At 40.0% G+C, this 13,105-nt stretch carries 9 protein-coding genes; 4 read left to right on the forward strand and 5 right to left on the reverse strand.

Features of this window, described 5'->3' with window-relative positions; all coding sequences use genetic code 11:
* Nucleotides 1–21: 21 nt before the first annotated feature.
* Nucleotides 22–201 (reverse strand): Flp family type IVb pilin, encoded by a 180-nt coding sequence (locus JFU56_RS02570; RefSeq protein ID WP_198435706.1) that lies wholly within the window; start codon nt 199–201, stop codon nt 22–24.
* A gap of 77 nt (nt 202–278) precedes the next feature.
* Nucleotides 279–3,473 (reverse strand): hypothetical protein, encoded by a 3,195-nt coding sequence (locus JFU56_RS02575; RefSeq protein WP_198435707.1) that lies wholly within the window; start codon nt 3,471–3,473, stop codon nt 279–281.
* 200 nt (nt 3,474–3,673) lie between these two features.
* Between JFU56_RS02575 and JFU56_RS02580 the strand changes: the two genes are divergently transcribed.
* Nucleotides 3,674–5,716 (forward strand): hypothetical protein, encoded by a 2,043-nt coding sequence (locus JFU56_RS02580; RefSeq protein ID WP_198435708.1) that lies wholly within the window; start codon nt 3,674–3,676, stop codon nt 5,714–5,716.
* 16 nt (nt 5,717–5,732) lie between these two features.
* Here the strand turns inward: JFU56_RS02580 and JFU56_RS02585 are convergent, their stop codons facing one another.
* From JFU56_RS02585 to JFU56_RS02595, 3 genes are all read right to left on the reverse strand, one after another.
* Entirely contained in the window at nt 5,733–6,260 is a 528-nt protein-coding gene (locus JFU56_RS02585; RefSeq protein ID WP_198435709.1) for a hypothetical protein, read from the reverse strand.
* A gap of 81 nt (nt 6,261–6,341) precedes the next feature.
* Nucleotides 6,342–6,950 (reverse strand): haloacid dehalogenase-like hydrolase, encoded by a 609-nt coding sequence (locus tag JFU56_RS02590; protein ID WP_198435710.1) that lies wholly within the window; start codon nt 6,948–6,950, stop codon nt 6,342–6,344.
* Nucleotides 6,951–7,526, reverse strand: coding sequence for a phosphoribosyltransferase family protein (locus tag JFU56_RS02595; RefSeq protein ID WP_198435711.1), 576 nt, complete (start codon nt 7,524–7,526; stop codon nt 6,951–6,953).
* 541 nt (nt 7,527–8,067) lie between these two features.
* On the opposite strand from JFU56_RS02595, the gene norR reads away from it, so the two are divergent.
* From norR to JFU56_RS02610, 3 genes are all read left to right on the forward strand, one after another.
* Nucleotides 8,068–9,672: a nitric oxide reductase transcriptional regulator NorR gene (gene norR, locus JFU56_RS02600; protein WP_198435712.1), complete on the forward strand. Its 1,605-nt coding sequence runs from the start codon at nt 8,068–8,070 to the stop codon at nt 9,670–9,672.
* Nucleotides 9,673–9,860: 188 nt separating this feature from the next.
* Entirely contained in the window at nt 9,861–11,525 is a 1,665-nt protein-coding gene (gene hcp / locus JFU56_RS02605; protein ID WP_198435713.1) for a hydroxylamine reductase, read from the forward strand.
* Between the two features lie 130 nt (nt 11,526–11,655).
* Nucleotides 11,656–13,011, forward strand: a complete 1,356-nt coding sequence (locus JFU56_RS02610; RefSeq protein WP_198435714.1) for a hybrid-cluster NAD(P)-dependent oxidoreductase — start codon at nt 11,656–11,658, stop codon at nt 13,009–13,011.
* Nucleotides 13,012–13,105: the final 94 nt, after the last annotated feature.

Consider the following 13,105-nt stretch of genomic DNA (forward strand, 5'->3'; position numbering starts at 1 on the left):
TATTCTCAGAGTTAATGTTTATTATTTATCAGCTTTGACTGTATCCAGCTTTTCAATGACAGACTCATAGGTCTGCTCAATCGCATTCGAAAGCTTGCCGTCAGAACCAAGAAATTGCAGCATAAGAAGTGACATTGCAGCCGCTAAAATTGCGTATTCAATTGCTGCAGCACCACGTTGTTTTTGTTTGTTGTTTTTCATTTTTGTCTCTCTTATTTTTATAGTTAGGTTTGGCAACCAAATCATAGGTTGCCAATTTTAAATTGATTACCTTGTTATTATTCAGACGTGGTCAGACGATATGTATTCCCCGTGCTCCAACTGTTTATTTTTTTATCAACATCGGAGGTCGTTTCAGTGCGCATGTTGTAGCATTTTTGACGACCCCATTGAGCGTCATCAGCACTAACATAACAAAGTGCTGAACCCGATTTATCGACATCGTTAAAACGGAACACAGTACTATCAACTGGACTTAGACCCTGTAACTCAGCCAAGCTTGGTACACGCCAATTACTCTTATTACATAAATGTTCATTATTCATTCGTTCCACTTCAGCTAATACCGTATCAGCTTCAGAACTTGAATTACCATAACCTTTAGTTCGTACCCCAGCGTTAGCGGTATCAAATAACTGCCATGTTTGTTTTGATTCTGCTTGGTAAGCGCATACAGCCGCATCAACATCAGTAGTAATGTCACCTGCACTATTAAGGAGTTGATATGAAAGCTTAATTTCACTAACTAAACGGCTCAGTATTACTTTGTCCTCATCACCCTGTTTTGATGCCGAGCTACTCGTCGCAGACTTATTTTTGGTTTTATAGTGGTAAATTTTTGCATTTTTATTAACATCGTCAGCAGTCCAATACCAAAATACGGTTCCGCCACCAGTGTAATAAGCAATGTCATATTCAGGTTTAAACGCAAAATGATGCAGGAAAACATCAACATCGATAGTCTTACTACTATTAATCACACCTGTTTCTAATGACGTTAACTGATTTGTTCTTGGTAATGACCAATCACTGCGGCCACAAAACTCTGCATTATTTTTCAGCTCAATAAGACCACCAGCCCCCATCACACTTGCAATACCGGAACTTGAAGCATCAAAGGCTAAATCATCTGCACCCTTTGGTAGCCCATCTTTAAGTAATGTCCAAATGCGTTGACGAGCAAGATCGCGATTATCCATCACACAGCGCCAGCCTTGCGCATAAGTTGTAGCACTTGGTAAATAACCACCATTGATGTCTAACTTGATAAAATGAGTACCAATGACAGCATCCGCAGCTGCGACTTTATAGCCTTCGGTTGAGGCTCGCTTTAATCCTTTAACAGCATGTTCAGTAAGGACGTCCACATCAGCAGTGGTTGGTAAATTACTAAACATAATTAACAACTTATCTAGCGCTGATATTAATGCGCTATTATTGACTGTCGGCAATTCAGTAATGGCCATGTTTAGGTCGGTGGTGATCTTAATATTTGCATTGAGAAAATCAGTTATTGCAGCCGCTGCAGCAAATAAATCTAAACTCTTGGCATGAATATCAGCGCCCACGGTTGCGTTTGATAACGTATCTTTAGCGCTATTTGCTGTGGTATTTTGATCCGTTAACTTAATCAGCGCAGTTAACGCGGGGGTCACTGTTAATGCAGATTTGAATGAAGTATGTAGCGAGGTTAGGTTAATAAAATCAACTTTAATCGCAGCTATATTGTTATTGATCGTCGTTTTAAGTGCTTTATCAACACTACTATCGCTTTCGAGCATAGTTGAGTAAAGTGTCAATGAGTTAATTTTCTCCTGGTATTCCGTTAACGCCAACGCGAGGGAATCAAATGCTGTTTTAGCTTCTGTTTCAGCGGTTGTAACATTAGATAATAATGGCGTCAAAGGTTGACCCGCTAACGAGTCTATATTGCTGATAACAGCAATTAAATCAGTTGATATTGCTTGCCAATTACTATTCTGCGATGACACTATAACTTTCAGTGCGGCATTCGTAGATGTAGTCTCTGTTAATATTTTCGCTGTATCTGGTAATTCCCATTTTAGAATCACTCTCGTACTATATGAAGCGCTAACCTCTTGACCTGCACTAATTGCTTTCAGTGCTTCAATACCATTAACCGTTTCAGATGCCCAATGTTTATAATAGCTGTCGCTAGTCACTAAATAACTCTTGAAAGTTCCTGCGATATAGCTCGAATCAACTAAGGTTTTAGCTTTCATTTCTGTCGAACCTAATAACTGCCAGTTTGGCATGTCACAAAATTCTGTATTTAATAATTCAGGCACTTTATCTGCGCTAGAACTGCCACCAGCATAAGCCCAAAATTGTGGGTTTTCGCCATTAACATCGTATTCAATATAGCAACCATCATCTTCAGCCTTCTCCCAAGAAGAATCATAAGAGGAGAGTTTTTTTGGTTGATTCCACGATTCCATTGAAACAACACGTGTTACATAAAAATCAGCACTTGCACCTGTAGCAAAAAGTGTCTGCCCAGTTGGATTAATTTGATTCGCAATCGCGTTTTTCTTAACACGCACACCGACCTTGTTTTTAGCATAAGCTTTTGCGCCAATATGTTGCGGTCGACTCGTTACAGCCTGCCAAGTCATACCGCCATCATTGGTAAATTCATAATACTCAGGCTCATCATAATCCGCGCCAGTATTACTATTTGTTACCCACTCCCAGCTAAAGCCATTCGTTTTAATTTCTTTCTGCCAATTTGTGCTGCCAATATATTTGTTCACAATAACCGGCAACGTCGGTGCCGCTATTACAACAGCTACCCCCGATGTAAAAGCTTGCGTACTGATTAATACCGAGCCTGCAACAGTGCCACTAGCAACATTTTCTTTAACGCGCACTTGTACATGGCCAACATCAATATCCACATCACCAACTGAAAGTGGTTTATTGGTTGCCGTAATCCAACTTACACCACCAGTGAGTGAATATTCATATTCACTCACGGTGCTAAAACCACTAACAAGATCCCAATCAAAGGTATTTAAACTGTCATTTTGCACAGGATTCGTTGGCGATTTTGGTCGGTTGACCGATGAATTAGCAGTATAAATAGCGGCATTAACCAGTACGTCACTCGCAGCTCGGTTACTACTTGAGTCTGCTTTGACACGAATTTGAATATCGCCCACAGCATAAACACCATCAACAACCAGTTGATGCGGATTACCGTTAACAGCCATCCATGGTTGATTGGGAATTTTAATTTCATAAAATTGTTTATCACTAAAATTATGACTCCAAGACCAACCAAACTGGTCAAGGTCATCATTCACGATAGGTCCAGCAGGAGCATCAGGTTTAATAGTGGTTTGCGTCGAATTGGTTGACTTTTGATCTGGGCTTGCTTCATTACAACCCGTTAACAACGAACCTGATATCACTGTCAACGCGAGCAGTGATTTGTTTACTCCTAACAACATTTTCCTATCCCTTTGTATAATTATAAATAACTTTATGAAAACTATAGTCAAACATAAATTTTCGCATATACTAACGATAATGAGAGTGATTATCAATTGTATTCGATCATATATTTTATTAATCATCTTTATTTACATCTAAACAACTGGCTTACATAAGGTATCCGGTATAAAACTTCAACCAACAAAGTGTTATCTATATGAATGGACAATTTAAACTATCTAAAATAGCGGTTATTCTAGCGGGGTGTAGTCTCGTAGTTAGCTGTGGCGGCGAAGAAAGCAGTACGACAAAATCCGATCTCTATGACTACAGTAAGCAATCAATTTGCGTAGACACAGATCGTAATTATACTTGTGCAGCTGGAGAGCAAAAAGTATCAACGCTATGGAGTGTTGCGAGTGATAACACAGCTCCCTTTCTTATCGAGAATGGGGATTATGTACTTACTGCGCCAGCAAGTGCGAATGTAGTCAGTCCATTTACGACATTGATTCAAAATGAAATTTTATTTAATCCTCAATTTTCTGGTAGCGTTACGCAAGTGCAAGCACAAGCACAAACGTATTTGCAGCAACTATTTGGTGACCTGTATAACATTGACTTTAATAAACTAAATACCGAGCATGGACCAAAAGAAGCAACTAACTTGTTACTCGCCTCTTTTAAGTATGCTTTATCGTTGAAGGGGGATTCTAAAGCGCTAAAGATCTCTGCAGCTGTCGATAAAATGGTGAGTACCAGTAACTTTGATATCACGGGTACTTTACTGCAATCTGACTTAGATAGTACCTATGTGAACTTAAATAAGCGCTATCTTATCCCAGGTTCTTACCCAATGCGCACGCTATCCAGTAGTAGTGCAATCACGATAAATGAAAACACAGGTATGCTTCTGGCCCTTACCTATGATAATAAACTACTACAAATCGATACCGCCACAGGATTAAACAACATATTTACTCCCGCAACTACAACGCAAGCAGCGCCAACGATGAGTACATATGATGACCATGATGACCACGATGACCACGATGGAGACGATTGTGATGATGATTACGGTTCCCTTTTCGGCGATGACTGTAATGACGGCGGTACTACCCAGCCAGCATCAAGAATTTTATCAGCCACTCAAGGTGAGCATAATAAAAATGCTTATTTGATTTATCAGCCGACTATTTACGGTGATAACAGCATGAGTTATACGTGCAACAGTACGGGTAACAATGGTATTTTCTTAACCGAATTAGGTAAAAACGGTCAAGCATCTCCTTTGTCTTCAGCACCGAAAATTAGTACCTATAGCCGTGCTTCCGGCGGTTCTAAGCCCCCTGTCGTCGTGCCCGTATTACCTGTTTCATCCGCAAGTTGCAAAAACAACCATATCAGCGAGTTAATCGTCTCTCTTAACCACAACACAGCCGCCGCTGTATTTAACAAAGGTTATGGCCAAGGTTCTGAATTAAAACAATTATCTAGTGATACTTTAAAGCCGACAGGAAACAGTTATGACCTATCTTCAGCGCAACCAGCACTTATATTAAGTAAGGAACAAAAATCATTATTCGTGCTACAAAACGCGGGCACACCCGCGGTTGTGATTAACGCTCAAACCTTGAAATTACAAAGTGAAATAATAAAAAGTGACATAGATAAGGCCGCATTCGTCAACAATGATAAACAACTGATCGTCAGCGATAAAACCAATACGCTCAGCTGGATTAATACTGCCCAAGGTTCATCTATCGCAACATTAGCATTACCTGAAAAAGTCATTAAACTCACTTCCGATACGACGGGTAAACTGAGTGCAGCATTAACGAATGAGAATCTATATCTAATTGATAATGAAAAAAAATCGATTATCTACTCGCAAGCTTATAGCCAGCGTAACGTGTACGGTATGAGCATGCTCAGTAATCGTATTATCATTAGTCGTTCGGGCGCAATTGATTATATTCAATTTGATAATTTGGCCGGTACACCTATCAAGATTGCCAAGCAGATGTTATCTAAAGACTTGCTAAAAAATTGGTCAAAAAAGTCTGGCGCTTCATTAACCGATATGACACTTGCAGAACTGCTAAAAGATATCGGCGAAGACGATGTCATTAGCCAGCAATTTAGCGATATCGACCTACTATGGAGACCAGCAAGTGCTACTAATATTGAAAGCGTTAAAGAGGTGATCATAACGGGGGAATATCGCGGCCAACGCATTAGCGTATCTAAAATGCTATAACAGCAACTGATTACGATTAACTAACGAGTCCACTTAACATCGCCGACAGACGTTCAATTTTGATATTGGATAACTGTCGGTAATCAAAATAAGGACACACGACTAAACGGTGCTTTACATCAATTGCAAACTCATCATCTAACCAAATTAAATTAGCCTGTAATTTACCTGCTGCTAGTAGGTTTTTAGCATAAGTACGGCCGCATATAATATGAATAGTCTGGGTATTACTATCGAGTTCAGGCGGGCTAAATAACAAAGCTGTTGCACTACCTGCTTGGAGTAAATAACCATCACGATATTGCTGCCAAGTCGGGGCTTTTTGTGCAAAGTAAAAGTCTGTGGGGTTTAATGCATACAACAATTTAGCATAAACATTAAATACTTTACGCCAGCCATTGCCACATGCTTGGCCAATAGCATTAACTTCACCACTGACAAGTGAATTAACGCTGCTTATGCCTTGGTATTCCAACATGTTAGGCGTATTTGCCAAATACACCGCAAATGTAAAGTTAGCACAACCAAGTCCTTTGTTTGTCATCAACCAATACGCCTATATTATTAAAAAGATGCGTATTATACATTGCTATAAGATCACGTGCCAGCGAGCCTAGTCTGCTGGTTATTTCAATAGACTGACTTTGATATCAGCTAATTCATTTTTGAACGATTCGAACACAATATCCTTGGTATAGATAACATATAATTCATTCACAATTCTAGCCAAAGGTAAATCCTCTAAGCTATCAGTATAAAATCGTAACCAGCTGAATTTAATGTTATTAGCTTCCATATCGTTAACCACAGCGATCTTTTTAGCTTCACCAAGAAGTTCTATATAATGCCCATCAGATAAATTCGAAAATAGAACATGATCAAATTTATCAAGAAAGGGTAAGCACTTCCCATAAATGTCAGGCGCTGCAGACGCAATAATGTTTATTCCAGGCTGTTCTAAATGCTTTAATACACGTTTATTGGTAAATAAACATAAATACCTAGAAAAGATAAATCCAGCGAGGCTCCAGTATTTACTTTTCGATTGGATGATTGTTAATCTTTTTTTAAATTCGAACCTACCTACAAGACCAATGCATCGATAATAATACAGTCTGAAAATAGGTAGGAAAGTAAACAAATTAAAAGGTAACAAAATAAATGTAAATATAACCCAATGTTTAAAAGAATTAACTCTTATTAAGGTTAAGTCGAGATCATAAATTGATACCATTTATCTTGCATCCAAAGCCCATGGACATCTTAATAGTATTTTGGAGTACAACGTGAAATCCGCGTTATGAATAGGGTTGGTAAAGGTCGTCGTCAATACTGCAGACTTCACATCACAGCTATCGTTAATATCTGAAATGAAATCAAACACGTCTAACATCGTATTTCCGCTATCGACTGCATCATCGACAATCAGCACTTTACAACCTGGTTTTTTTAAACAAGAAACATCGCCAGAAATAAGTTTCACATCCGAAGCACACCTTTTCACTTCGTTATTTTTAAATTTCTTCTCTTGATAATAGACTTCAAGACTTCGTAATGAATTTAATGAAAACAGGGGTAAGTATTTCAACATATTAAGTATTTTCAATTTTTCTTTTTTCTTTGTTGCCGGTCTTTGTCTTTTTACGATTAATTGATTAAAACTTGCGAATGAACTTTTAGCCTCAACAACATATTTACCACCAGTCGCCACTCCGATAACGACGTCAGGGCGGAAATCACGCAGGGCTAAACTCGCTAAATTGTCACACTTCTGTACAAAATCATCGCCGATTAATGTTAATACTTTCATTTATACCTCTCTACGAATATTTAAATAAACGTGTTAAATAACCCAACAATTATTACATTGGGAAAATGAAATATTAAAAATATAAGGATCAAACAGAATAGAGGCGTGCTTATTTATAAAAATACACACAGGCCATCACTTATATTAATGCCATTTGATTTATACTAATTCGCCTGTAGCATAACTATAGACTAACTATTTATTTTGGAGACGTTCATGCTAAAACTAACGCGTAAAACAGAATTAAACAGATGATTAACAGGAGATAAAAAACAATAATAAAATCACGTTTACACTAAACCTTATAACTAACCACGCGCTTAATCTGGTCACGACACTACTTTAACTAGCGTCTGAATAACTGGCTATGAGTCGTCATCGTAAGCAATTATGAACAACCGTTTATGAATGACTATATTCCTTTATAAAATTAACCCAGATCAATAAAGCCTCTGTTATACCGGCGTTTCAACAGTCTTCCATTTACAGCTGCCAGCTCACGATGTAAAAATCACATCACTCTCGGTATTAAGGCTTTATTATGCAAACAACTCTCGACCAGGCGATGTTACAAATTGCACTTGACCTCAATTTAAACTTGCCTTCAGGCCATCACTACCAACGTTTGATGCAGTCATTACAGTCTGTTTTACCTTGCGATGCGAGTGCGTTGTTTATTCTTGATGATTCAGGTCTGTTGTCTGCTGCTGCCGTTAATGGGTTGTCTGATGAAGTGTTAGGCCAAAAATTTGATCCAATGCAACACCCTCGCCTACACGCTATTCTAGCCACTCGTGAGCCAGTACGATTTCCAGCGAGTTCGACCTTACCTGACCCATTTGATGGTTTATTAAAAAGCGATCCAAACCGCTCGATAGATGTGCATGACTGCATGGGTTGTAGCTTATATGTTGAAGATCATTTAGTCGGGCTCATTACCCTTGATGCTATGCAGGTCGGGGCTTTCAAGCGTATTGATGATATTACCGTCGCAACCTTTGCTGCATTAGCCGCAGCAACAATAAGAAACGTTAATCAAGTTGAAGCATTACAAAAAAGCCACCAACAACAACAGAATATGAATCAAGTTCTGATCCAAGAAGCACGTAATAAAGGCGGTGAATTAGTTGGCATTAGCCCGGAAATACAAACCCTGCGTAACAATATCAATATGGTCGCTTATTCCGATTACGCAGTGCTCATCAGTGGTGAGACAGGCACAGGTAAAGAATTAGTTGCCCACGCGGTACATTCACAATCCTCACGTGCAACCAAGCCGATGATTTACGTAAACTGCGCCGCTTTGCCAGAATCACTGGCTGAAAGCGAACTATTCGGTCATATCAAAGGGGCATTTACAGGGGCGACCAGTAACCGCGCAGGTAAATTTGAGTTAGCCGATGGCGGTACCATTTTCTTAGATGAAATTGGCGAGTTACCGCTATTAATGCAAGCGAAATTACTGCGTGTTATTCAACAAGGCGAAGTACAGCGTGTTGGCGCCGATAAGAACCTAATGATAAATGTCCGTATTATCGCTGCAACTAACCGTGAATTAACTGAAGAAGTCGCAGCGGGACGCTTTCGAAGTGATCTATTTCACCGTTTAAATGTGTTTCCAATTAAGGTACCACCACTACGTCATCGACAAGGTGATATTGCAGTATTATCTGGTCACATACTCGACCGTGTACGCAGCCAATTCAATGTGGCTAAATTGCAATTGCACCCACAAGCATTAACAGCACTTAACCATTACAGCTGGCCTGGTAATGTGCGTGAATTAGAACATACCTTGATGCGTGCCGGACTCCGTGCGATCCAGGCACAGAAAAGCTTGATCTTACAGCAACACTTATCCGATGAAGTGAGCAACACTTACACCTATTCAGCAGAAGGTTATATCGATGCAGATACCTATACCGATAAAAACAGAGCTACCGATGACTTACCGACAACATCATTTGAGCTGCGTAGCGCAGTCGAAAGCTATCAAACCAAACTGATCTCTCACGCCCTACAGCAATCTAACTTTGTGTGGGCGCAAGCGGCTGAGTTTTTACAGATGGATCGCGGTAATTTATACAAAATGGGTAAAAAACTCGGTATTGAGCCAAAAACATTACGTGCTGCAGAACTCGTTTAAGATAATCATACATACGGTTGATGTACAAATCACATCAGCCGTGTTGTTATAACCACATCAAGACATCCTTCATAAAAATACAATAACCATACATATCAACAAGATAAAAGTTGGCACGTTAGCTGCAGTATAGATTATGAGATCATCGTTAATTCGATATCAATCATATAATTATAATGGAGTCTTAAATGTTCTGTATTCAATGTGAGCAAACTGTTCAAACACCAACGGCTAAAGGCTGTTCTTATACTCAAGGTATGTGTGGTAAAACGGCTGATGTTTCAGACCTACAAGACATATTAGTATTTAATCTTCAAGGTGTGTCTTTCTGGGCAGAGCTAGCGCGTAAATATGACATCATCGACGCTGAAATTGATGCTTGGGCACCACGTGCATTCTTCTCTACTTTAACTAACGTTAACTTTGTACCAGAGCGTATTACTGAATACACTGAAATTGCTGAACGTTACAAGATCCAATTAAGCACACAAGTAATGGCAGCCGCTGCAGCAGCCGGTGACACATTACCTGCATTGTCGCCTGCAGCGCAGTTTGTATTACCAAGCACAGCTGAAGAAATCATGAATTTCGCACCTGAAGCAGCGGTTAACCGTGGTCATGAAGAGTTACACGAAGACATCATTGGTCTACGTTTATTATGCTTATACGGCCTTAAAGGTGCAGCAGCCTACATGGAACATGCTCATGTTCTTGGTCAAAGTGAAGAGTCTATCTGCGCTGAATACCATCAAATAATGGCCTTCTTAGGTACTGAACCGACAGATGCGAATGCGCTGCTTGAAACATCAATGCAAATTGGTTTGTTAAACTACCGCATCATGGAAATTCTAGACCGTGGTGAAACCAATACCTTTGGTCACCCACAACCAACACAAGTAAATGTAAAACCAATTGCGGGTAAATGTATTCTTGTTTCGGGTCATGACTTACATGATTTAGAAAAAATTCTGCAACAGACTGAAGGTAAAGGTATCAACGTTTACACCAATGGTGAAATGTTACCTGCACACGGTTATCCTGAACTAAACAAATACCCACACTTAGTTGGTAACTTCGGTAGCGCTTGGCAGAATCAGCAAAAAGAATTTGCTAACTTCCCTGGCGCAATTGTGATGACATCTAACTGTCTAATCAATCCAAACGTAGGTCAATACGCAGACCGTCTATTTACCCGTAGCATTGTGGGTTGGCCTGGTGTTGTACACGTCGAAGGCGATGATTTCTCGCAAGTTATCGAATGTGCATTAGCACAAGACGGTATCGCGCACACAGAAATCGAACACATGATCACGGTTGGTTTTGGTCGTAACGCGCTAATGGAAGCTGCTCCTGCAGTTATCAAAGAAGTTAAAGCGGGTAACATCAAACACTTCTTCCTAATCGGTGGCTGTGATGGTGATAAAGAAGAGCGTAGCTACTTCACAGACATCGCTGTTAATACGCCTGAAGATTCAGTAGTACTTACGCTGGCTTGTGGTAAATACCGTTTCAATAAGAAAGAGTTTGGCGATATCAATGGTATCCCACGTCTATTAGATGTTGGCCAATGTAATGATACTTATTCTGCCATTCAATTAGTGTTAGCACTGGCTGAAGAGTTTGATTGTGGTGTGAATGAATTACCGTTAAGCATTGTTTTATCTTGGTTCGAGCAAAAAGCAATTGTGGTGTTATTAACGCTATTCGCTTTAGGTATCAAAGGTATTTATACCGGTCCTACTGCTCCCGCGTTCTTAACTGACAACTTGATTAAAGCGCTACAAGATAACTTTGATATGCGCAGTGTTGGTAACGTTGAAACTGACTTAGCGACTATGCTTTCAGGTCAATAATACTAACGAGTAACACTTGTTGATCAATGCGGTGATATTCCGACATGCCGCATTGATTAAAAGCGTTCTATACACCGTAACCCTACCCCCATATTCAAACCTTTAATTATTACAGCCATAGGTGCAACTCATGTCTTCTTCAAAAACACCTTCATCGACGCTTACTCCCCCTGCACTTAAGCCTCTTAAATTAAACAGTGCTGGATTAGGTCAATCAACGACGGGTAAAGAAAAACCTGCGCCTGTAAGCAGTAAGCTGCAAGCTCCTAAGCTTAACTTTGCTCTTGGTGGCAGTAAGTCGACGGGTTCTTCAAAGCTAGCAACACCAAAGCTGAGTTTTTCGCTAGGTGAAACAGCTGTAAAATCTGTTGTGAAAACGGTTGTGAAAAAACACCTAAAACCAACAACTTGGTCACCGACTACAACGTCATTAGTATTGGTTAAGCGTGAATTGGAAACCCATGATTCAATGAGCTTTACTTTTGCGGCAGCAGACCAAACTTTATTTGATTTTAAACCCGGTCAATTCGTGACATTAGCGATAGAAATCGAGGGTAAAACTCACTACCGCGCATATTCAATTAGCTCTGTACCACAACAAAAACAATTACGTTTAACCATTAAGCGTGTACCTGACGGTTTAGTATCGAATTGGTTAGCGGATAACTTAACTATCGGCGATAACTTATCGGCATTAAACATTGCAGGCCAATTCAATAGCAGTGATTGCCAACACAAATCGAAGCTACTACTAGTCAGCGCTGGTTGTGGTATCACTCCTGTTATGTCAATTGCCAAAACATTGTTAGCGCAAGACAGCGATGCAGACATTGAGTTCTTACATTGCGCCCGAGACAAAGACAACGTTATCTTCCATGCTGAAATGCAGACGTTAATTGCTCAACACAACAATTTCAAAGTGCAACTACTGCTAGAAAACAGTGATGGTTTTGCTAACTTCAGTGCTAATGACAATACCACGACTAATAGCCCTGCTTTAGCACATCAAACAGGCATGGTGAGCAAAGACGTTATTCAGCAGTTATATCCAGATTTACAAGATCGTACTATCTTCTTGTGTGGTCCTGTCGGCTTTATGAAAGCAGTAGAAAATATAGCCCAAGAAAGTGACTTTGATATGGCGAACTTCTTCCAAGAGAGCTTTACGCCAGCAGCTGATAACAAGCTGCAAGATAACATCACATCAGGTGCATCAGCAGCCAGTGTGATGCTTTACGTTCCCGACTTTGCGGTAGAGAAAGAAGTTGCTCAAGGTTCATCACTATTAGAGTTATTAGAGAATAATGGCGTACCAATTATCGGCGCTTGCCGCGCGGGTGTTTGCGGATCATGTAAGTGTAAAGTCACTAGCGGTGAAGTGAAGTCCACCAGCAGTGAAACGCTTACCGCAGCAGAAATTGAACAAGGGGTTGTATTAGCCTGTTCAAGTACAGTTGAGGGTGATGTGACTGTAGCACTCAGCTAGTAAAGCTAATATGTAAGAAACAGCATCGAGGTATCGTGAAGTGGCAGGCTTTATCGGTAGCTCGATTTTATGCGCTTCACTATCTCCCAATCTC

The sequence above is a fragment of the Moritella sp. F3 genome (genome assembly GCF_015082335.1).
Taxonomy (GTDB): Bacteria; Pseudomonadota; Gammaproteobacteria; order Enterobacterales; family Moritellaceae; genus Moritella.